We start from the raw sequence: 20,856 nt of genomic DNA, 5'->3' as shown, positions 1-20,856 counted from the left end.
GTCGCCGAGTGTGCGGCGACGTTCGCCGTATTGACAAGTTTAGTTGCCGGAATGGCAAACTGATCGCATGAGCGAGTTCGACGACGTCCTGGACGCGGTGGGTCCGCGGCTGCGCGCCGCCCGCATCGAGCGCGGCGCCACGCTGGCCGAGCTGGCCGAGTCGACCGGCATCTCGGTGAGCACCCTGTCGCGTCTCGAGTCCGGTCAGCGCAAGCCGACCCTCGAGCTGCTGCTGCCACTCGCGCGCGCCCACCAGATGCCGCTCGACGAGCTGGTCGACGCACCGGAGACCGGGGACCCGCGGGTGAGGCTGCGGGCGACCACGCGGCACGGCCGGACCTACCTCCAGCTCACCCGCCGCCCCGGTGGACTCCAGGCCTACAAGATCATCTTCCCTCCGGGGCCTGGTGAGGTCGGCGAGCTCGCGACCCACGAGGGCTACGAGTGGATGTACGTGCTCTCCGGCAAGGTGCGGCTCGTCCTCGCCGAGCGCGACCTGCTGCTCGGCCCTGGGGAGGTCGTCGAGTTCGACACCCGCACCCCCCACTGGGTCGGCAACCCGGGTCCGCACCCGACCGAGGTGCTGGCGCTCTACGGGCCGCAGGGGGAGCGGATGCACGTGCGCTGACGCGGCGCGCGAGAATGGCGCGGTGAGCGAGCGGGACAGCCGGTACGACGTGGACCTGGGGCAGCTGCTCCGCGACCGCCACGAGCATCTGCGGACCGAGCTGGTCGCGACCCCCTGGCACAGCTACGAGACGCTCGCCGAGGTGCGCGGCACCTCCCTCGACGCGACCCGGTACGCCGTGCACAAGGCCGCCCAGCAGCACCAGCTGCTCCTGGTGCCGGTTGAGGAGACCGTCGTCGTCCCGGCGTTCCAGCTCGACGCCGACGGCGCCGTCCGCACCGAGCTCCTGCCAGTCCTCGAGCTGCTGCTCGGCGCCGGGATGGACACCTGGCGCGCCTGGGCATGGCTGACCCAGCCGGCCGCGCTCACCCTCGGCCGGGCCCCCGAGGAGGCGCTCACCGACCCCGAGATGACCGACCTGGTGCGGCACGCCGCCGTACGCCTCGCGGAGCACGTCCGTTGAGTCGTAGGTTCCGGACGCCCGAGTCGTACCTTCTGGACAGTCCTCGACCTACGACTCGAGTGTCGGGAACCTACGACTCGACCTGGTAGAGGACCTCGAGGGTGCGGGCCCAGGCGTCGCTGTCCGGGTCGATGACGGTGAAGTGGTCGCCGTCGACCTCGAGGAGCGTCGCGTCCGCCCCGGCCTTCGTCGCGGCGGCGACGTAGTCGCGCGACTGGCTGATGGGGACCGTGTCGTCTCCGGTCGCGTGCACGCACCAGACGGGGACGTCGAGCGGGACCTGCTGGATCGGGTCGACGTCGGCGTCCGCCTCGGCCGGCGGGTGACCGAGGAACATCTCGACGGCCCCGCCCCCGAGGCCCTCGTCGTACGCCGCCCGGAGGTCGAGCACGCCGGCCTGGCTGATCACCTGGGTGAGGCCGCCGTGCCCGGCGGCCCAGGTGACGAGGTGGCCGCCGGCGGAGTGGCCGATGCCGACGACCGGGCCGTCGACGTCGGGCCGCGCGTCGATCGCGGCCCGCACGTCCGCGAGGGTGTCGGCGGCCCCGGTGCCGCGGCGGTACTCGATCGCCCACACCGCCCACCCGGCCTCGACCAGGCTCGGGACCAGGGGCCGGGCGTACTCGATGCCGTACGCCGGCTTCCAGAAGCCGCCGTGCACGACGACCGCCGTGCCGACCGGGTCCCCGTGCGGGAGCGACAGCTCGCCGAACTGGCTCGGGTCGTCGCCGTACGCGACGTGGCGGGCGGCGTCCGTCATCGGCGGGTCCTCCTGGCTGTCGTGAGCCTCGCTCGAGCAGGCCGCCGCGAGCCCGAGGACCGCGGGCAGCGTGAGGAGCGTACGTCGGCGCACGGTGGTGGTTCGGTGCGCCGGGTCCGCCGGATGGTCAGGCCAGCGCGGCCGGCAGCGTCGCGGTCCAGGCGGCCCGGAGCTCGTCGAGCGGGATGTCGAGGACCCCGTCGACGGAGAGCGCGTCGCCGCCGGTCACGCCGAGGGACGTGATCGGGACGCCGTGCTCCTGGGCCAGCTCGACCAGCCGCTCGGCGTCGCCGTCGGTCACGGTGACCAGGACGCGGGCGGTGGACTCGCTGAAGAGTGCGACGAACGCGTCGTCGCCGACCGACACCGAGACGCCGACCGAGTGCCGCATCGACCCCTCGGCGAGCGCCTGGGCGAGGCCGCCGTCGGAGAGGTCGTGGGCGGAGGTCAGCAGGCCGACGCCGGCGTGCAGCAGCTGCGCGAGCGACCGCTCGGCCTCGAGGTCGAGCGTCGGCGGCAGGCCGCCGAGGTGGCCGTGCACGACGTGCGCCCACTCCGAGCCGGACAGCTCCTCGCGGGTGTCGCCGAGGAGGAAGACCCGCTCCCCGGGCGCCGACCACGCCGACGGCGTGCGCCGCGTGACGTCGTCGACCACCCCGAGGACCGCCACCACCGGGGTCGGCAGGATCGCGGTCTCGCCGGTCTGGTTGTAGAGGCTGACGTTGCCGCCGGTGACCGGGACGCCGAGCTCGAGGCAGGCCTCCTTGAGGCCCCGGCACGCCTCGGCGAACTGCCACATCACCGCCGGGTCCTCCGGCGAGCCGAAGTTGAGGCAGTCCGAGACGGCCAGCGGCCGAGCGCCTCCGGTCGCCACGTTGCGGTAGGCCTCCGCGAGCGCCAGCTGGGCGCCGGCGAACGGGTCGAGCTTGGCGTAGCGGCCATTGCCGTCGGTGGCGAGGGCGACGCCGAGGTTGGTCTCCTCGTCGATCCGGATCATGCCGCTGTCGGACGGCTGGGAGAGCACCGTGTTGCCGCGCACGTAGCGGTCGTACTGGTCGGTGATCCACGACTTGTCGCACAGGTTGGGGCTGGCGACCAGGCGCAGCACGGTCTCGCGCAGCTCCTCGCCGGTCGCGGGTCGGGCCAGCGTCTCGGCGCCGTCGGCCTGCAGGTCGTCCTGCCAGTCCGGGCGGGCGAGCGGCCGGCTGTAGACGGGCCCGTCGTGAGCGACGGTCCGCGGGTCCACGTCGACGATCGTCTCGCCGTGGAAGTCGATGACCAGGCGCCCGGTGTCGGTCACCTCGCCGATCACGGTCGCCTCGACGTCCCACTTGGCGCAGATCGCCAGGAAGGCGGCGACGTCGTCGGGCTCGACGACCGCCATCATCCGCTCCTGCGACTCGCTCATCAGGATCTCCTCCGGCGCCAGCGTGGAGTCGCGCAGCGGGACCCGGTCGAGCTCGACGTGCATGCCGCCGTCGCCCGCGGCCGCGAGCTCGGAGGTGGCGCAGGAGATGCCGGCGGCGCCGAAGTCCTGGATGCCGGCGACGATGCCGGCGGCGAAGAGCTCGAGCGTGCACTCGATGAGCAGCTTCTCCATGAAGGGGTCGCCGACCTGGACGCTGGGCCGCTTGACCGGCCCGGTCTCGTCGAACGTCTCCGAGGCCAGGATCGACGCGCCGCCGATGCCGTCGCCGCCGGTGCGGGCGCCGTACATGATCACCTGGTTGCCGGCACCCGAGGCCTTGGCCAGGTGGAGGTCCTCGTGCCGCAGCACGCCGACGCAGAGCGCGTTGACGAGCGGGTTGCCGAGGTAGGACTCGTCGAAGACGGCCTCGCCGCCGATGTTGGGCAGGCCGAGGCAGTTGCCGTAGCCGCCGACGCCGGCCACGATCCCGGGCAGCACCCGGTGGGTGTCGTCGGCGTCGAGCGGGCCGAAGCGCAGCGGGTCCATCACCGCGACCGGGCGGGCACCCATGGCGAGGATGTCGCGGACGATGCCGCCGACGCCGGTCGCGGCGCCCTGGTAGGGCTCGACGTACGACGGGTGGTTGTGCGACTCGATCTTGAACGTGACGGCGTACCCCTGCCCGATGTCGAGCACCCCGGCGTTCTCGCCGATGCCGGCGAGCATCCCGCCGACCGGCGTCTCCTGGGGGATCTCGGAGAACTGCCTCAGGTGCACCTTGGAGCTCTTGTAGGAGCAGTGCTCGCTCCACATGACGGAGTACATCGCGAGCTCGCTCGACGTCGGGCGACGACCGAGGATCTCGCGGATCCGCTGGTACTCGTCGGCCTTGAGGCCGAGATCGGCCCAGGGCTGCTCGTGGTCGGGGTCCTCGGCGGCGACGGCGACGGTGTCCAGCACGCGGCAAATCTACCGGCGGACGCCCGACGGCCTCACATCGCGGTCGTGCGGCGGGCGGGGGCTACTTGAGCAGGCCGTCGGCGACGACCTCGAGCATGGGGCGTACGGCGGCGGTGTCCAGCTCGGACTGGTCGGCCACGGTGGCGATGCCGCCGACCAGGCGGCAGACCTGGATGGTGTCGACCTCGTCGCGCAGGGCGCCGTCCTCGCGGAGCCGGTCGATCACCTTGCCGTTGGCGCGGGAGAGCGCCTGGCACTTGGTCATGATCGGGGAGTCGGGGTTGCCCATCGCCGACGTGAGCTTGGCGGGGCCGCCCTTGTGCTGGCTGATCAGCCCGACGTAGTCGACGAACCAGTTGACCAGCAGGTCGCGGTCGGAGCCCTCGTAGGTGAGCGCCTTGTCGGCGGTGTCGTTGACCTTGTCGACCCACGACTGCATCACGGCGTCGAGGAGGTTCTCGCGCTTGGGGAAGTGGCGGTAGAGAGTGCCGGGGCCGACGCCGGCCAGCTTGGCGATGTCGTCGAGCGACGCGTCGTACCCGCGCTCACGGAAGACCTGGCGCGCCACCTCGACGATCTTGTCGTAGTTGCGCTGGGCATCTGCTCGCACGGAATTTCACCTCTGGGCCTTGCTAAACGGAGACTGTCTCCGTATGGTTGATCTCGAAGCGGAGGAATCCTCCGGATCTACTGTACCTCGGCCCACGAGGCCAGAACAGGACTCAGCACCCATGTCTCTCACCACCTCCCACAACCGGGGGTTGCCGACCGAGCTTCCGCCGAACGCCGGCCGCGCAGCCGCCGGCGTCGCGATCGTCCTGGTCGCCCAGCTCATGATCGTTCTCGACGCCACGGTCGTGAACGTCGCCCTCCCGCGCATCGACGCCGACCTGGGCTTCGGCCCGGCGTCCCTGTCGTGGGTCCTCAACGCCTACACCCTCGCCTTCGGCGGCCTGCTCCTCCTGGGCGGTCGGCTCGGCGACGTGTTCGGCCGCCTCCGGACCTTCGAGATCGGTCTGGCCGTCTTCACGGTGGCCTCCGCCCTCGGCGGTCTCGCCCAGACGCCCGGCCAGCTGGTCGCGACCCGCACCCTCCAGGGTGTCGGCGCCGCGCTCGCCGCGCCGAGCGTCCTCGCCCTCCTCACCACGAGCGCGCCCGACGAGGCCGCTCGCAACCGCGCCCTCGCGCTCTTCGGCGCCGTCTCCTCCGGTGGCGCCTCGATCGGCCTGATCCTCGGCGGACTGCTCACCGACGTCGGGTCGTGGCGCTGGACGCTCTTCATCAACGTGCCGCTCGGCCTCGCCGTCCTGGCCCTCGCGCGCCGCAACGTCTCGGAGACCCCGCGACGCCCCGGCCGCTTCGACCTGGTCGGTGCCGCCAGCGCGACCGTCGGCGCCGTCTCCATCGTCTGGGCGCTGATCGGCGCCCCGGAGCACGGCTGGACCTCGGTCCGCACGATCGGCGGCTTCGTCCTCGGCGCGGTGCTGCTCGTGCTGCTGGCCCGCACCGAGACGCGGCACCCGCACCCGATGGTGCAGCCGCACCTGGTGCGCAACCGGCGCCGGATCGGCGCGCTGGTCTCGATGGCCCTGATCATCGGTGCGAACCTGTCGATGTTCTTCCTGGTCGTCCAGTACGTCCAGAACGTGCTCGGCTTCGGCCCGCTCGCCTCGGGCTTCGCGTTCCTGCCCTTCAGCCTCGGCATCTTCGGGATGTCCCGGATCACCCCGCGGCTGATCACGACCCTCGGACCGCGGACCATGCTGCTCATCGGCACCTCGGCGATGACGGTGGGCTACGCGTGGCTGAGCGGCGCGGGCGCCGACGGCACCTACCTCGGCTCGGTCTTCGGCCCGATGCTGATCGCGGGCCTGTCCACCGGTCTGGTGTTCATGCCGATCACCGCGACGGTGCTGGCGGGCGTCGAGCCCGAGCACGCCGGCTCCGCGTCCGGCCTGCTGCAGACCACGCAGCAGCTCGGCAGCGCCGTCGGCGTCGCCGTGATCGTCTCGGTCTACGCCGCGGGCGCCGTGCCCGGGCAGTTCGTCCCGGGCCTGCAGGCGGCATTCCTCACCTCGGCCGGCTTCGCCGCCCTGGCGCTGCTGGTCGCCGCCGTGGTGCTGCGCAACCCGCGGCCCGCGGAGGCGCAGGCCCCCGAGCCCGAGCTCGAGGCGGTCGTCGAGGCGGCCTGATCCCGCTGCGCACCCAGCCGACAGCCGGTCCCCGTCCTCCGGGGGCCGGCTGTCGTGCGTCCGGAAGTTGCAATGCCGGCCGGCGGCAGCGGAAGACCTTGAGTCGCGCTCGGACCGGCCGATCGGAAGTACAGCGGTGTAGTTCCCGGCAAGCGTGTTACGCATGTGATTTCTGAGGTTATGGTGACTGGGCCGCTCATCCCGGACCCCGTCCTTCCCCGGATCTTCCCCAGGAGCCCGCATGTCCCGCCCGGTCGTCCGACGCCTCCTCGTCGGAGCCCTCGCCACCACCGTCGTCGCCGTCCTCGGCGCCACGGCGCCGGCCGAGGGGACCGGCACGACGACCCAGGCCCGGACCCAGGCACGCGCCAAGGCGAGCACCGTCGTCACGCCGGGCGACTTCACCGGCTACGGGTTCGACCAGTGCCTGGCGCCGACCCAGAAGGCCATGAACACGTGGCTGCAGAGCTCGCCGTTCCTCGCCGTCGGCATCTACATCTCCGGCGACTCCCGGGCCTGCCGCAGCCAGCCGAACCTCACGCCGAGGTGGATCCGCACCCAGCTGCAGAAGGGCTGGCGGCTGCTGCCGATCACCCTCGGCCCGCAGGCGTCCTGCCAGCCGCGCTTCCCCCGGTACGGCGACGACGTGACGATCAAGCCGCGTCCGGGCGCCAACGGCAAGTACTCGAAGGCCCGCGCCATGGGCCGGGCGGAGGCCAAGAAGACCGTCGGCGTCGCGGCCGATCTCGGGATCGCCGCCGGCAGCACGCTCTGGTACGACCTCGAGGGCTACGACAACAACAACACCCGGTGCCGTGAGTCCGCGCTGGCCTTCCTCAGCGGCTGGACCTGGCAGATCCGCGAGCTCGGCTACCTCTCCGGCGTCTACTCCAGCGCCGGGTCCGGGATCCTCGCCCTCGACAACGCGCGGGTGAACCGCCCCGACGTCTACACGATGCCCGACCAGATCTGGGTCGCCCGCTGGGACGGCCGCGCCAACACGAGCACGTCGTACCTGCGCTCCGACGGCTGGATGCCGCACGCGCGGATCAAGCAGTACCAGGGTGGTCACGACGAGACCTGGGGCGGCGTCACGATCAACATCGACCGCAACTTCCTCGACGTCGGCCGCGGCTCCGTCGCCGACCCGGAGACCTACTGCGGGGGGGTGCGGATCGGCTACGGCGTCTACGAGAGGCTCCAGCCGGCATCGGGCGACTACCACCCCGCGAAGCCCAAGGTGAAGGCGCTGCAGTGCCTGCTCCAGCAGGAGGACCTCTACACCGGTCCGATCAGCGGTCGCTACACCAAGGCGACGATCGCCGGCATCAACTCCTGGCAGACCCAGCACCGGCTGAAGGTCCAGTCGGTGTGGACGCCGCGCAACTGGGTCTCCCTGCTCAGCGAGGGCGCGGACCGGCCGGTGCTGAAGTACGGCTCGGCCGGGTCCGCCGTACGCCGCGTGCAGCGGGCGCTCAAGGCGACCGCGGTCTCCGACGCGAAGATGCCGATCGACGGCGTGTTCGGCGCCGAGACGACCACGATGGTGAAGGCCTGGCAGCGCAAGGTGAAGCTGCCGGTGACCGGCGTGGTCGGCTATGAGAGCTGGGCGGCGCTCGAGGCCGGCAAGCGCTGATCTCGATACGCCCGCTCGTTCCTCGCGGGCTACTCGATCCCCGAGAACTACGACGCGGGCGGACCCACCAGCAGGGCGACACCGGTCAGTGCGGCGACGGCGACCACGCCGGCGACCGCTCCGCGGACCGGGTTGCGCAGCAGCCAGGCGACCGGACGGTCGAGCGTGCGCTGCGGCTCGGTGGCGGTGAGCCGCCACGCGGTCGCGAGGACACCCGCCTTCTCGGCGGAGCGGTCGGCCACGATCGTGACGAACGGCGGGATCGACGCCAGCAGGGTCAGCACCGAGCGGCGGGCCGACCAGCGCTGGTCCACGGCGACCAGCAGCGTGGTCAGCACGAAGGCGATGAACACGACGCCGTGCACCATGCCGAAGACGCGGACGCCCAGGTCGGTGACGTCGGAGTACTTGAACGCCATGCCGGTGAGCAGCAGCGCCCAGGTGACCGCCTCGGCGATCGCGACGAAGCGGAAGGTCTTGAGCGGGGTCATGCGGCTCTGCTCATTTCTGGGCTGTCTCCAGGAGGCTGGTGAAGAAGCCGAGACCGTCGGTCCCGGCTCCGGTGAGGTCCTCGACGGCGTGCTCGGGGTGCGGCATCAGGCCGACCACATTGCCGCGCTCGTTGGTGATGCCGGCGATGTCGCGCATCGAGCCGTTGGGGTTGACCTCGAGGTAGCGGGCCACGACCTGGCCCTCGCCCTCGAGCCGGTCGAGGGTCGCCTCGTCGGCGACGAAGCCGCCCTCGCCGTTCTTGAGGACGATGGTGACCTCGGCGCCCTCGTCGTACGACGCGGTCCACGGGGTGCGGGTGTTCTCGATGCGCAGGCGCTGGTCGCGGCAGACGAACTTGCGGTGGTCGTTGCGGATCAGCGCGCCCGGCAGGAGGTGGGACTCGCAGAGGATCTGGAAGCCGTTGCAGATGCCCAGCACGGGCATGCCCCTGCCGGCCGCCTCGATCACCTCGGCCATGACCGGGGAGAAGCGGGAGATCGCGCCGCAGCGGAGGTAGTCGCCGTACGAGAAGCCGCCCGGCAGGATCACCGCGTCGACCCCGCGGAGGTCGTGGTCGCCGTGCCAGAGCGGAACGGCCTCGTTGCCGCCGATGCCGACCGCGCGCAGGGCGTCGACGTCGTCGAGCGAGCCGGGGAAGGTGACGACCCCGACCTTCATGCGTCCTGCTCCACCCGGACGGTGTAGTTCTCGATCACCGGGTTGGAGAGCAGCGTCTCGGCCATCTTCTCGACCTCGGCGAGCACCTCGGGGGTGACCTCGCCGGCCACCTCCAGCTCGAACCGCTTGCCCTGGCGGACGTCGGTGACGCCGCCGAAGCCCAGGCGTGGCAGCGCGCCGAGCACGGCCTTGCCCTGGGGGTCGAGGATCTCGGGCTTGGGCATGACGTCGACGACTACGCGAGGCACGGCGCCAGTCTAGGAGACTGCGGCAGACTGTCCTGCATGAGCATGCCCACAGGCGTTCCCGGTGCCGTCCCCGGCGCGAATCCGCTGAAGCTGGAGTTCCCCCAGTCGCTGGCGGTCTACGACGACTACGCGGCCGCGCAGAAGACCGTCGACTTCCTCTCCGACAACGAGTTCCCCGTGCAGCACCTGATGATCGTCGGCACCGACCTCAAGCGGGTCGAGCGGATCACCGGGCGGCTCACCTGGGGCCGGGTCGCGGTCGGCGGCATCCTGTCCGGCCTCTGGCTCGGCCTCTTCATCGGCCTGATCTTCTCGTTCTTCGTCGACGAGAACGTGCTGGCGATGATCCTCTCGACGGTGCTCCTCGGCGCGGTCTTCGGACTCGTCTGGGCGCTGATCGGCTACGCCCTCACCCGCGGCCAGCGCGACTTCTCCTCCATCACCCAGGTGGTGGCGACGAAGTACGAGGTGCTCGTCGAGCACAAGGTCGCCGCCCAGGCCCGCGAGCTGCTCGCGAAGCTGCCCGGCGCGCTGCCCAACCCGTTCGCCTGATGGGCGATGAGTCGGTCCGTCCGCCGAGGTCGGACTGCGCATGACGTTCACGACCGCCCACATGTCGGTGTCGCTCGACGGGTACGCCGCCGGGCCCGACCAGTCCTTCGACCACCCGCTCGGGGTCGGCGGGCACGCGGTGCACCGCTGGCACCTGCCGAGCCAGGAGCCCCAGCACGAGGTCGACCGGCGCTGGACCGAGTCGCTGCTGCGCAAGCGCGGCGCCTACGTGATGGGCCGCAACATGTACGGCCCGGTGCGCGGCGGGTGGGCGACCTGGACCGAGGCGGGGAACGACGCGTGGCGCGGCTGGTGGGGCCCGGAGCCGCCGTACCACGCCCCGGTCTTCGTGCTCACCCACCACGAGCACGAGCCGGTGGAGATGGAGGGCGGCACGACCTTCCACTTCGTCACCGGCGGCTTCGACGAGGCGCTCCGGCTGGCCCGCGAGGCCGGCGACGGGGACGTCGACATCGCGGGCGGTGCGTCCGCCGTGCGACAGGCGATCGCCGCGGGCGAGCTCGACGAGCTGAGCCTCGACATCGCCCCGGTGCTGCTGGGCAGCGGCGAGCGGATCTTCGACGGCACCGTCAGCCCGACGCTCGAGATCATCGAGGCCGAGCACTCACCGCTGGCCACGCACGTGCGCTACCGGGTCAGCTGAGCTCGCGCTTGAGGATCTTGCCGGTGGAGGTCATCGGGAGGGAGTCGACGACCTCGACCACGCGCGGGTACTTGTAGTTGGCCATCTGCTCCTTGCCCCACGCGACCAGGTCGTCGGGGGTGGTGGCGGCGCCCGGGGCGAGGATGACGAACGCCTTGATCTCCTCGCCGTGGCTCTCGTGGGGGACGCCGATGACCGCGGCCAGCGAGACGGCCTCGTGGGTCATCAGGACCTCCTCGATCTCTCGCGGGTACACGTTGTAGCCACCGCGGATGATCATGTCCTTGGAGCGGTCGACGATGTAGTACCAGCCGTCCTCGTCGCGGCGGGCCAGGTCGCCGGAGCGGAACCACCCGTCGTGGATCACCTCGTCGGTCGCCTCGGGCCGGTTGTAGTAGCCCTTCATCACGTTGTGGCCCTTGATCGCGATCTCGCCGATCGCGTCGGCACCGGCGACCTCGGACCAGTCCGGCTCGATGAGCTTCATCTCGACGCCGGGGATCGGCAGCCCGATCGAGCCGACGCGCACGGGCTCGCCGTACTTCGAGAACGACGCGACGGGCGAGGTCTCCGAGAGCCCGTAGCCCTCGAGGATGGTGACGCCGAACCGCTTCTCGAACTCCTTGTGGACCTCGACCGGCAGCGCCGAGCCGCCGGCCACCGCGACACGGAGGTTGGCAGCGATCGTCTGGACGTCGATCGGCGTGCCGTCGGGGTTGCCGTCGGCGAGCGCGCCGAGCAGCCCCCAGTACATCGTGGGCACGCCGGCGAAGAAGGTGATCTCCTCGCTCAGCATCAGCTGGAGGGCGGCGTGCGCCTCGAAGCGCGGCAGCATCACGACGGTGCCGCCGTAGGCGAAGGCGCCGTTCTGGCAGACCGTCTGGCCGAAGGAGTGGAAGAGCGGCAGCACGCAGAGGAAGGTGTCCGGCCGCTCCTCGCTGGCCCCGAAGAGGTCCTCGCCGGACAGCGCGTTGTCGCGCATGTTGCGGTGGCGCAGCTCGGCGCCCTTGGGCTGGCCGGTGGTGCCGGAGGTGTAGAGGATGACCGCGGTGTCGTCCTCGTCGGTCGCGACGGTGTCGAACGTCGCGGCCTGGCCGCCCATCGCCTGGGCCATCGTCTCCACAGGATTCTCGGGAGTGCCCTCGATCGGGGAGGGCGCGGCGAGGTCGGCGGTGATCACGAAGAAGTGCTCGCAGCCGTCGGTCTCGGCGAAGCCGGCGTGGCCGGCCTCGCCCATCGGCAGCTCGGGCGTGCCCTCGAAGCAGAAGTAGGCCTTCGCGTCGGAGTCGGCCAGGTGGTAGGCCACCTCGCGCGCCTTCAGCAGCACGTTGAGGGGGACGACCGTCGCGCCGGCCTTGAGGATGCCGAAGTAGACGACCGTGAAGTAGGGCAGGTTGGGGCAGGTCAGCGCGACCTTGTCGCCGGGCCGGATGCCGCGCGCGACCAGCAGGTTGGCGACCATGTTGGCGAAGGTGTCGACCTCGGCGTAGGTCAGCCGGCGGTCACCGAGGACGACGGCGGTGCGGTCGGGGAACTTCTGCGTGCTGTCCTCGAGGAGGCTCGCCAGGTTGTAGGTCGTCATGCCGCCAACCTACCGGCAGCGTGGCGGAGGTCACCCCGGACGGCGTACGGCGCGACCAGGCCGAGCGCCCGGGCCAAGGGAGCGCGCAGACCCGCGCCGTTGAGCGACATCGTCGCCGTCACCTCGCACCCGCCCGGCGTCGCGACGAAGGTGAGCGTGAGGGTCGCCGCGAAGCCGCGCCAGGTGCCGGTCTCGGTCCAGCGGTGCGGCCGGTCGAGCTCGGTGGTGGTCATCCGCGGCCGCAGGCCCGGCTTGGTGACATCGGTCCAGGTCTGGCCGACGCGCACCTCGCCGTCGACGTCCTCGACCCGGGCGAGGCTCGACTGCCACTCGGCACGGTGGCGCGGGTCGGCCAGGTAGTCGAAGGCGACCTCGGGCGGCACGGCGAAGGCGACCACCTACCAGCGCTCTCCGGTGAGCCGCTCGTAGGCCTCGACGTAGCGGCTGCGGGTGCGCTCCACGATCTCGGGCGGCAGCGGCGGCGGCGCCTCCCCGGACGCGCGGTCCCACCCGGACTCGGGCGAGAGCGCCCAGTTGCGCACGAACTGCTTGTCGTACGACGGCTGGGTGCGGCCCGGCTGCCACTCGGCCGCCGGCCAGAAGCGGGACGAGTCGGGGGTGAGCACCTCGTCGCCGAGGACGGTGGTGCCGTCGGGACGCGCGCCGAACTCGAGCTTGGTGTCGGCCAGGATGATGCCGCGCTCGCGCGCGATCGACTCGGCGCGGCCGTAGACCTGGAGCGTCAGGTCGCGCAGCTCGGCGGCCCGCTCGGCGCCGATGGTCGCGGCGACCGCGTCGTACGAGACGTTCTCGTCGTGGTCACCGAGGTCGGCCTTGGTCGCCGGGGTGAAGATCGGCTCCGGCAGCCGGCTGCCGTCCACCAGGCCGGTCGGCAGCGCGATGCCGCAGACCTCGCCGGTCGCGGTGTAGTCGATCAGGCCGGTGCCGGTGAGGTAGCCGCGGGCGACGCACTCGACGGGGTACATCGCCAGCCGCTCGCAGACGACGGCGCGACCGCGCACGGCGGCCGGCACGTCGGTGGAGATCACGTGGTGGGGCACCAGGTCGGCGAGCTGCTCGAACCACCACAGCGACATCCGGGTGAGGATCTCGCCCTTGTCCGGGATGGTCGTGTCGAGCACGAAGTCGAAGATCGAGATCCGGTCGCTGGCGACCATCAGCAGGTCGCCGTTCTCCAGCTCGTAGAGGTCGCGCACCTTGCCCTGGTGGAGGGGCCGCGCACCCTCGATCGCCGGGGCAGTCGGGATGTTGAGAGCAGCCACGGGCCAACTCTAGAGCCATCCCCTTCTCGTCCTGAGCCGGACGGCGGCCTCGTCGTACCTGACGAGATGGCTGCCGATCGCCCGGATCCACGACCGTTCCGTCAGGTGCGCCGCCACGGAGCGGAGCGACCCTGCAGCCACCACTCCATCCGCTTCGTGATCCACGGCAGCGCGAGGTAGGTCATGATCGGCGTCATCACGAGCACCACCGCGAGCACCCGCAGCGGCAGCGGCCAGTCGAGGACGAGCTGGCCGGCGACCCAGTTGGCCACCACGCTCAGCGGGTAGAAGACCAGGAAGATCACGGTCGCCTGCTTCCACCGTGGCGGCGCCGGCGGGGAGGGCCGCAGGTCGACGACGTCGTACGACGTGGGCGGGTCGAACCAGCCCTCGATGCCGGTCCGGCGCTCGATCTTCGACTCCCCCACCAGGCCCTGCGCGGCCCCGAGCCACCACTCGCGCTGGTCCGAGGCCTCCCAGGTCGCCAGGGACGCGGCGTCGGCGAAGCGGTAGAGCATGTGCCACTCCTCCGAGTCCGTCGCGGGCCGCACCCACCCGGAGCCGAGGAAGCCCTCGAAGCGGGCCGCGAGCGCGGACCCGGCCCGGATCCAGGCCACCATCTCGTCGTGGTGGCCGGGACTGACGGTGCGGGTGATCGAGACGGTGACCGGAGCGCTCATGGCGCCATTCTCCCGGGGTCCTGCCACGCGCCGTGCCGGCGGCTGGCAGAGTGAGGCCATGCCGGAGCCTGCATCGGAGATCCACGCCCGGGCCATCGCGGCCGCCGAGTCCGACGGGCACCTGCCCGCGTCCTCGTTCTCGACGTGGGACGTCTTCCCGTGGACCGTGGTCGACGGGGCCGTCCGCCCGAAGGTCCTCGAGGCCCCCGGCACCGAAGCCCCTCGCAACGGCGACCCCGGCGGCACGCCCTGCCACACGTGCGCCGGCGTCCCGCCCGAGCGGATCGTCTGGGAGGACGAGGACTGGATCCTCACCCGCGAGGAGAAGCCGACCGGCCTGCCGATGGTGGTCGTGCTCCACTCGCGCGAGCACATGGACGCCGGCGACTTCGACGACGACCAGGCCTCGACCTTCGGCCGCATCTGCAACCGGCTGGTGCGGATCATCCAGGGCCTCGACCACATCGGCCGGGTCCACGTGAACCGCTGGGGCGACGGCTCCTCGCACTTCCACGTGTGGTTCTTCGCGCGTCCGGCGGGCTTCGAGCAGATCAAGGGCTCGTACGCCGTGGAGTGGGACGACATCCTGCCGCCGGGCGACGAGGAGACCCTGCGCGCCGACCTCCACGTCGTCGCGACCAAGCTCGCCAACTGGGGCGGGCACGCCCGCGCCTGAGCCGGTCGGTCGTCAGTAGGTGATGGTGAACGAGGTGGCGCCGGTCGGCTCCGCCTCGGCGACCGCGACGTGCTCCACGCGCGCGGCCGGCGGACCGGTGCGACACCAGGCCAGCATCGCCGCGACGGCGTCGTCGTCCCCCTCGAGGTGGGCGGCGACCGATCCGTCCTGCTCGTTGCGCACCCAGCCGGTCAGCCCGAGACGCCGGCCCTCCTCCGCGGCGTACATCCGGAACGAGACGCCCTGCACCCGTCCGGTCACCACCACGCCGACGGCTCGCATGACGCCATCATGCCCGGGGAACGAGTGAACCCGTGACCGAGCATGCCGTCGACACCCCCTGCGTCGACGCTCCGGCGTACGAGCCCGACCCGCGCCGCTGGCGGATCCTCACCGTGTCGCTGGTCATCGGCTTCATGGCGCTGCTCGACGTCTCGATCGTCAACGTCGCGATCCCGTCGATGCGCGAGGGCCTGGGCACCACGGCCGGCACCATCCAGTGGGTCGTGTCCGGCTACGCGCTGGCCTTCGGCCTGACCCTGGTGGCCGGGGGGCGGCTCGGCGACGCCTACGGCCGCCGCCGGATGATGCTCGTCGGCCTCGCCGGCTTCATCGTCACCAGCGCCGCCGTCGGCCTGGCGCCGAGCGTCGCGCTGGTGATCGCCGCCCGGCTGGCCCAGGGCGCCTGCGCTGGGCTGCTCACCCCGCAGAACTCCGGCCTCATCCAGCAGCTCTTCCGCGGCTCCGAGCGGGGTCGCGCGTTCGGCGCGTTCGGGCTGACCGTCTCGGTCTCCTCGGCGATCGGCCCGGTGCTGGGCGGCCTGATCATCGGCGTCGCCGGCGAGTCCGACGGGTGGCGGTGGCTCTTCCTGGTCAACGTCCCGATCGGCCTGCTCGCGATGGTCGGGGTGGTGCGGATGGTGCCGGCACGGCTGCCGAGCACCGACCCGGCCGACACCCGGATCGACGTACCGGGCGCGCTGCTCCTGGGCGCCACCGTGCTCTGCCTGCTCTACCCGGTCGTCCGGCTCGAGGGCGGCGACCGGCTGCCGTTGGTCATGCTGCCCGGCGTCCTGCTGTTCGGCTGGGCGTTCGTGGTGTGGGAGCGGCGTACGGCGCGGCACGGCCACCCGCCCCTGCTCGACGTCGCGCTGCTGCGTGGGCTGCCCGGCTACCTCAACGGGCTCGGCGTCGGCGCGCTCTACTTCACCGGCTTCACCGGGGTGCTGCTGGTGACCTCGCTCTACCTCCAGGAGGGTCGCGGGTTCACGGCGCTGGAGGCCGGGCTGCTGATGACGCCCTTCGCCGCCGGGTCGGCGGTCAGCGCGCCGCTGGCCGGGCGAGTGGTCTCCCAGGTCGGTCGCCGGCTGACCGTCGCGGCGCTCGTGACGATGATCGGCGGGGTCGCCCTGACCGCGCTGGTCGCCCCGGGTCGCGACCCGCTGTGGCCCTGGCTCGTGCCGCCGCTGCTGGTGGCCGGGCTCGGCGCCGGCGCCGTGGTGTCGCCCAACATGACCCTGACCCTCGCGGAGGTGCCGCCGCGGATGGGCGGCGCCGCGGGCGGCGCGCTGCAGACCGGCCAGCGGATCGGCGCCTCGATCGGCGCGGCCGTCCTGGTCACCGTCTACGAGGCGGTCACGGACGCCGCCTCGGACGACGCCGCGCTCCGCTGGTCGCTGCTCACCGGCGCCGCGATCGTCTGCCTGTCGTTGGCGATGGCGGTCCGGGCGCTGCAGGTCTCGCGACGCGCGCCAGGCGTCTAGAGGCGGCTAGAGGATGTCGCCGGGCGAGTACGCCGCGGCCGCGGGGTGCCGGGCGGTCACCTCGGCGACCCGGCGTACGACGGTCTCGACCTGGTCGACGGCCGCACCGGTGAAGGTGATCGGCTCGGCGACGAGCGTGGCGAGCTGGTCGGCGGTGAGGCCGAGCCGGTCGTCGCCGGCGAGGCGTGCGAAGACGTCGTTCTCGGCCTGGCCCTGGCGCATGTCGAGGGCGGTGCCGACGGCCGCCTCCTTGATCGCCTCGTGGGCGGCCTCGCGGCCGACGCCGTTGCGGACCGCGGCCATCAGCACCTTCGTGGTGGCCAGGAACGGCAGGTAGCGGTCGAGCTCGCGCTGGATCACGGCCGGGAACGCGCCGAACTCGTCGAGCACGGTCAGGAAGGTCTCGAAGAGCCCGTCGGCGGCGAAGAACGCGTCGGGCAGCGCGACCCGGCGTACGACGGAGTCGGAGACGTCGCCCTCGTTCCACTGGTCGCCGGCCAGCTCGCTGATCATCGAGAGGTGGCCGCGGAGCACGACCGAGAGGCCGTTGACCCGCTCGGCGGAGCGGCTGTTCATCTTGTGCGGCATCGCCGACGAGCCGACCTGGCCCTCCTTGAAGCCCTCGGTGACGAGCTCGTTGCCGGCCATCAGCCGGATCGTGGTCGCGAGGTTGGACGGGCCGGACACCAGCTGGACCAGGGCGGAGACGACGTCGAAGTCGAGGCTGCGCGGGTAGACCTGGCCGACGCTGGTGAAGGTGCGCTCGAAGCCGAGGTGGTGGGCGACCCGCTCCTCGAGCTGCCGCAGCTTGTCGGCGTCGCCGTCGAGCAGGTCGAGCATGTCCTGCGCGGTGCCCATCGGGCCCTTGATGCCGCGCAGCGGGTAGCGGGCGAGCAGCTCCTCGACCCGCTCCAGCGACACGAGCATCTCGTCGGCGACAGTCGCGAAGCGCTTGCCGAGCGTCGTCGCCTGCGCGGCGACGTTGTGGGACCGGCCGGCCATCACGGTCGCCTCGTGCTCCGCGGCCAGCCGACCCAGCCGGGCCAGCGCGGCGACCGCGCGGTCGCGCACCAGCGCGAGGGACTGGCGGACCTGCAGCTGCTCGACGTTCTCGGTGAGGTCGCGCGAGGTCATGCCCTTGTGGATGTGCTCGTGCCCGGCCAGCGCCGAGAACTCCTCGATCCGCGCCTTCACGTCGTGGCGGGTGACCCGCTCCCGCGCCGCGATGGACTCGAGGTCCACCTTCTCGACGACGTCGCGGTAGGCCTCGACCACGCCGTCCGGCACCTCGATCCCGAGGTCGCGCTGGGCCTCGAGCACCGCGATCCACAGCTGCCGCTCGAGCACGATCTTGTGCTCCGGCGACCAGATCTGGGCCAGCTCGGCGGAGGCGTAACGGGAGGCGAGCACGTTGGGGACGACCACGTGCCTCATCCTTCCACGCCCGTCGAGTGGAGGGTTTCCGCGTCTTGAGTGGAGGGTTTCCGCGAGTCGGATCGAGGCTTTCCGTCGTACGTCGCCACGGAAGAGCGCGACTCGACCGCCCGAAAACCTCGACTCGGCGGTCAGCGGACCGAGGCGCCCTCGACGACGCCGAGCGGCTCGGCGGCGATGTCGGAGCGGCGCTGGAGGCCGTCGAAGGTGATCAGGTCGGCGGCGGCGTAGGCGCGCGACCGCGCGTCGTCGACGTCGTAGCCGCGGGCCCGCACGGCGAGCACCCGGCCGCCGGCGGTCACGAGGTGCTGGTGGCCGGGGTCGCCCGGCTCGGGGGCGTCGACGATGGCGGTGCCGGCGTGGATCACGTCGACGTCGTGGACGCCGTTGGCGGCGCCGACGCCGCGGATCACGTCGCCCTTCGAGGACGACTCGGGGTAGCCGGCCGAGGCCAGCACCACGGTGACCGCGGCACCGTCGCCGAAGACCGGCGCGGGCACCGAGGCGAGGTCACCGGTGGCGGCGGCCATCAGCAGCTGCCCGAAGGGCGACTCCAGGACGGCCAGCACCGGCTGGACGTCCGGGTCGCCGAAGCGCACGTTGAACTCGATCACCCGCGGTCCGGCCTCGGTCAGCGCGAGCCCGACGTAGAGACAGCCGACGAAGGGCGCCCCGCGCCGCCGCATCTCGGCGAGCGTCGGCTCGACCACGGTCGCCAGGACCACCGAGGCGAGGTCGGGCCGGGCCCAGCCGAGCGGCGTGTAGGAGCCCATGCCGCCGGTGTTGGGGCCGCGGCCGCCGTCGAAGATGCGCTTGAAGTCCTGGGCGGGCTGGAGGGCGTACGCCGTGGTGCCGTCGCAGATCGCGAAGACCGACACCTCGGGCCCGTCGAGGAACTCCTCGACCACGACCCGCCCGCACGCGGACGCGTGCGCCAGGGCCTCGGCCCGGTCGCGGGTGACGACGACGCCCTTGCCGGCGGCGAGCGCATCGTCCTTCACGACGTACGGCGCGCCGAAGTCGTCCAGGGCGGCCTCGACCTCGGCCGCGCTGTCGCAGGTACGGGCCCGGGCGGTCGGGACGCCGGCGGCGTCCATGACGTACTTGGAGAAGGCCTTCGAGCCCTCGAGCCGAGCGGCCGCGCCGGACGGTCCGAAGACGGCGATGCCGCGCTCGCGGACCGGGTCGGCGACCCCGGCGACCAGCGGCGCCTCGGGCCCGACCACCACGAGGTCGGCGCCGATCGACGCGGCCAGGTCGGCGACGGCGTCGCCCGACATCGGGTCGACGTCGTGCAGCGTCGCGACGGCGGCGATGCCGGGGTTGCCGGGAGCGGCGTGCACCTCGGCCACCTCCGGGTCGGCGGACAGCGCCAGGGCGAGCGCGTGCTCGCGCCCTCCGGTGCCGACGACCAGGACCTTCATCGAGCCCATCAGATCAGCTCGTGCCGCACCACGGTGGCCGCCCGCGACGGGCCGACGCCGACGGCGGAGATCCGCGCGCCGGACATCTCCTCGACGGCCTCGACGTAGCGCTGCGCGTTGACCGGGAGGTCGGCGAAGGTGCGCGCCTCGGAGATGTCCTCCCACCAGCCGTCGAGGTGCTCGTAGATGGGGACGGCGTGGTGGAAGTCGCTCTGGTTGACCGGCATCTCGTCGTGGCGCACGCCGTCGACGTCGTAGGCCACGCAGACCGGGACCTTCTCCAGGCCGGTGAGCACGTCGAGCTTGGTGAGGACGAAGTCGGTGACGCCGTTGACGCGGGCGGCGTAGCGCGCGATGACCGCGTCGTACCAGCCGCAGCGACGCGGGCGACCGGTGGTGGTGCCGTACTCAGCGCCGACCTTGCGCAGGTGCTCGCCGTGGTCGTCGAAGAGCTCGGTCGGGAAGGGGCCCTCGCCCACGCGGGTGGTGTAGGCCTTGACGATCCCGATCACCTGCTCGAGGCGGGTCGGCGGGATGCCGGAGCCGGTGCACGCGCCGCCGGAGGTCGCCGACGACGACGTCACGAACGGGTAGGTGCCGTGGTCGACGTCGAGCAGCGTGGCCTGGCCGGCCTCGAGCAGCACGGTCTCGCCGCGGTCGAGCGCCTGGTTGAGCACCAGCCCGGTGTCGCAGACCATCGGGGCGAGCCGCTCGGCGTACGCGCGGAGCTCCTCGACGGTCTCGTCGACGGTCGCGGGGCGGCGGTTGTAGATCTTGGTGAGGACCTGGCCCTTGAGGTCGAGGACGCCCTCGACCTTCTGGCGCAGGATCTTCTCGTCGAAGATGTCCTGGATCCGGATGCCGACGCGGTTCATCTTGTCGGCGTACGTCGGGCCGATGCCGCGGCCGGTGGTGCCGATCCGGCGGGAGCCGAGGAAGCGCTCGGTCACCTTGTCGAGCGTGCGGTTGTAGTCGGCGATCACGTGCGCGTTGGCGCTGACCTTGAGCCGGCTGACGTCGATGCCGCGCTCGACCAGCGCGTCGAGCTCCTGGAAGAGGACGGCGAGGTCGATGACGACGCCGTTGCCGATGACCGGGGTGCAGCCGGGGCTGAGGATGCCGCTGGGGAGCAGGTGGAGGGCGTACTTCTCGCTGCTGCCGTCGGGCTGTCCGATGACGACGGTGTGGCCCGCGTTGTTGCCGCCGTTGAACTTCACGACGTAGTCGACGCGGTCGCCGAGGAGGTCGGTCGCCTTGCCCTTCCCCTCGTCGCCCCACTGGGCACCGATGATGGCGATCGCCGGCATCGCGTGTTCCTCCGTTGTCGGTGGTC

General features: G+C 72.0%; 22 protein-coding genes. 8 read left to right on the top strand and 14 right to left on the bottom strand.

The window, feature by feature from the left end:
- Window positions 1-67: 67 nt before the first annotated feature.
- Complete coding sequence (locus tag K8U61_RS09270; RefSeq protein WP_224122722.1) at window positions 68-628, top strand: helix-turn-helix domain-containing protein; 561 nt, start codon at window positions 68-70, stop codon at window positions 626-628.
- Window positions 629-650: 22 nt separating this feature from the next.
- A complete protein-coding gene (locus K8U61_RS09265) occupies window positions 651-1,091 on the top strand; it encodes a hypothetical protein (protein WP_224122721.1) in 441 nt (146 codons plus the stop codon).
- A gap of 70 nt (window positions 1,092-1,161) precedes the next feature.
- Here K8U61_RS09265 and K8U61_RS09260 read toward each other — a convergent pair whose 3' ends face one another.
- From K8U61_RS09260 to K8U61_RS09250, 3 genes are all read right to left on the bottom strand, one after another.
- On the bottom strand, window positions 1,162-1,944 hold the full coding sequence (locus K8U61_RS09260) for an alpha/beta hydrolase family protein (RefSeq protein WP_224122720.1): 783 nt from the start codon (window positions 1,942-1,944) through the stop codon (window positions 1,162-1,164).
- A 34-nt stretch (window positions 1,945-1,978) separates the two neighbouring features.
- A complete protein-coding gene (gene purL / locus K8U61_RS09255) occupies window positions 1,979-4,219 on the bottom strand; it encodes a phosphoribosylformylglycinamidine synthase subunit PurL (protein WP_224122719.1) in 2,241 nt (746 codons plus the stop codon).
- 61 nt (window positions 4,220-4,280) lie between these two features.
- Window positions 4,281-4,829, bottom strand: coding sequence for a TetR/AcrR family transcriptional regulator (locus K8U61_RS09250; protein WP_224122718.1), 549 nt, complete (start codon window positions 4,827-4,829; stop codon window positions 4,281-4,283).
- 121 nt (window positions 4,830-4,950) lie between these two features.
- Between K8U61_RS09250 and K8U61_RS09245 the strand changes: the two genes are divergently transcribed.
- A complete protein-coding gene (locus tag K8U61_RS09245; RefSeq protein ID WP_224122717.1) occupies window positions 4,951-6,411 on the top strand; it encodes an MFS transporter in 1,461 nt (486 codons plus the stop codon).
- Between the two features lie 241 nt (window positions 6,412-6,652).
- Window positions 6,653-8,047 (top strand): glycoside hydrolase domain-containing protein, encoded by a 1,395-nt coding sequence (locus K8U61_RS09240; protein WP_224122716.1) that lies wholly within the window; start codon window positions 6,653-6,655, stop codon window positions 8,045-8,047.
- Window positions 8,048-8,094: 47 nt separating this feature from the next.
- Here the strand turns inward: K8U61_RS09240 and K8U61_RS09235 are convergent, their stop codons facing one another.
- Genes K8U61_RS09235 through purS form a run of 3 tightly spaced genes read right to left on the bottom strand, consistent with a single transcriptional unit; the run spans window position 8,095 to window position 9,465 of the window.
- A complete protein-coding gene (locus tag K8U61_RS09235; RefSeq protein ID WP_224122715.1) occupies window positions 8,095-8,538 on the bottom strand; it encodes a DUF3817 domain-containing protein in 444 nt (147 codons plus the stop codon).
- A gap of 10 nt (window positions 8,539-8,548) precedes the next feature.
- The gene (gene purQ / locus K8U61_RS09230; protein WP_224122714.1) at window positions 8,549-9,217 is read right to left on the bottom strand and encodes a phosphoribosylformylglycinamidine synthase subunit PurQ; all 669 of its coding nucleotides are present in this window, start codon (window positions 9,215-9,217) and stop codon (window positions 8,549-8,551) included.
- Window positions 9,214-9,465 carry a phosphoribosylformylglycinamidine synthase subunit PurS gene (gene purS / locus K8U61_RS09225; RefSeq protein ID WP_224122713.1) on the bottom strand — a complete coding sequence of 84 codons (252 nt, stop codon included), beginning with the start codon at window positions 9,463-9,465 and terminating at the stop codon, window positions 9,214-9,216. The genes purQ and purS overlap by 4 nt, the downstream gene beginning before the upstream one ends.
- A 36-nt stretch (window positions 9,466-9,501) precedes the next feature.
- On the opposite strand from purS, the gene K8U61_RS09220 reads away from it, so the two are divergent.
- Window positions 9,502-10,017: a YflT domain-containing protein gene (locus K8U61_RS09220; RefSeq protein WP_224122712.1), complete on the top strand. Its 516-nt coding sequence runs from the start codon at window positions 9,502-9,504 to the stop codon at window positions 10,015-10,017.
- Window positions 10,018-10,057: 40 nt separating this feature from the next.
- Window positions 10,058-10,681, top strand: coding sequence for a dihydrofolate reductase family protein (locus K8U61_RS09215; RefSeq protein WP_224122711.1), 624 nt, complete (start codon window positions 10,058-10,060; stop codon window positions 10,679-10,681).
- On the opposite strand, the gene K8U61_RS09210 is transcribed toward K8U61_RS09215, so the two are convergent.
- The 4 genes from K8U61_RS09210 to K8U61_RS09195 all read right to left on the bottom strand — a co-directional run bounded on the left by K8U61_RS09210 (window position 10,674) and on the right by K8U61_RS09195 (window position 14,226).
- Entirely contained in the window at window positions 10,674-12,263 is a 1,590-nt protein-coding gene (locus tag K8U61_RS09210; protein ID WP_224122710.1) for a long-chain-fatty-acid--CoA ligase, read from the bottom strand. The two genes, K8U61_RS09215 and K8U61_RS09210, sit on opposite strands and share 8 nt — an antisense overlap.
- The gene (locus K8U61_RS09205; protein WP_224122709.1) at window positions 12,260-12,661 is read right to left on the bottom strand and encodes an SRPBCC family protein; all 402 of its coding nucleotides are present in this window, start codon (window positions 12,659-12,661) and stop codon (window positions 12,260-12,262) included. The genes K8U61_RS09210 and K8U61_RS09205 overlap by 4 nt, the downstream gene beginning before the upstream one ends.
- Entirely contained in the window at window positions 12,662-13,546 is an 885-nt protein-coding gene (locus tag K8U61_RS09200) for a phosphoribosylaminoimidazolesuccinocarboxamide synthase (RefSeq protein WP_224122708.1), read from the bottom strand.
- 101 nt (window positions 13,547-13,647) lie between these two features.
- Complete coding sequence (locus tag K8U61_RS09195; protein WP_224122707.1) at window positions 13,648-14,226, bottom strand: antibiotic biosynthesis monooxygenase; 579 nt, start codon at window positions 14,224-14,226, stop codon at window positions 13,648-13,650.
- A 58-nt stretch (window positions 14,227-14,284) separates the two neighbouring features.
- On the opposite strand from K8U61_RS09195, the gene K8U61_RS09190 reads away from it, so the two are divergent.
- Entirely contained in the window at window positions 14,285-14,902 is a 618-nt protein-coding gene (locus K8U61_RS09190; RefSeq protein WP_224122706.1) for a hypothetical protein, read from the top strand.
- Between the two features lie 12 nt (window positions 14,903-14,914).
- Here the strand turns inward: K8U61_RS09190 and K8U61_RS09185 are convergent, their stop codons facing one another.
- On the bottom strand, window positions 14,915-15,184 hold the full coding sequence (locus K8U61_RS09185) for an acylphosphatase (protein ID WP_224122705.1): 270 nt from the start codon (window positions 15,182-15,184) through the stop codon (window positions 14,915-14,917).
- Between the two features lie 32 nt (window positions 15,185-15,216).
- Here K8U61_RS09185 and K8U61_RS09180 point away from each other — a divergent pair, with 32 nt between their 5' ends.
- Entirely contained in the window at window positions 15,217-16,665 is a 1,449-nt protein-coding gene (locus tag K8U61_RS09180; RefSeq protein WP_224122704.1) for an MFS transporter, read from the top strand.
- Between the two features lie 6 nt (window positions 16,666-16,671).
- Here the strand turns inward: K8U61_RS09180 and purB are convergent, their stop codons facing one another.
- The 3 genes from purB to K8U61_RS09165 form a co-directional block, all read right to left on the bottom strand.
- The gene (gene purB, locus K8U61_RS09175; protein WP_224122703.1) at window positions 16,672-18,099 is read right to left on the bottom strand and encodes an adenylosuccinate lyase; all 1,428 of its coding nucleotides are present in this window, start codon (window positions 18,097-18,099) and stop codon (window positions 16,672-16,674) included.
- Between the two features lie 131 nt (window positions 18,100-18,230).
- Window positions 18,231-19,532: a phosphoribosylamine--glycine ligase gene (gene purD, locus K8U61_RS09170; RefSeq protein WP_224122702.1), complete on the bottom strand. Its 1,302-nt coding sequence runs from the start codon at window positions 19,530-19,532 to the stop codon at window positions 18,231-18,233.
- Entirely contained in the window at window positions 19,532-20,830 is a 1,299-nt protein-coding gene (locus K8U61_RS09165; protein WP_224122701.1) for an adenylosuccinate synthase, read from the bottom strand. The genes purD and K8U61_RS09165 overlap by 1 nt, the downstream gene beginning before the upstream one ends.
- Window positions 20,831-20,856 lie beyond the last annotated feature (26 nt).

Origin of the sequence: Nocardioides mangrovi (genome assembly GCF_020073815.1) — a bacterium.
Classification (GTDB): domain Bacteria; phylum Actinomycetota; class Actinomycetes; order Propionibacteriales; family Nocardioidaceae; genus Nocardioides; species Nocardioides mangrovi.
Note: the sequence above shows the minus strand (reverse complement) of the source record. Positions and strands in the feature narration are given on the sequence as shown.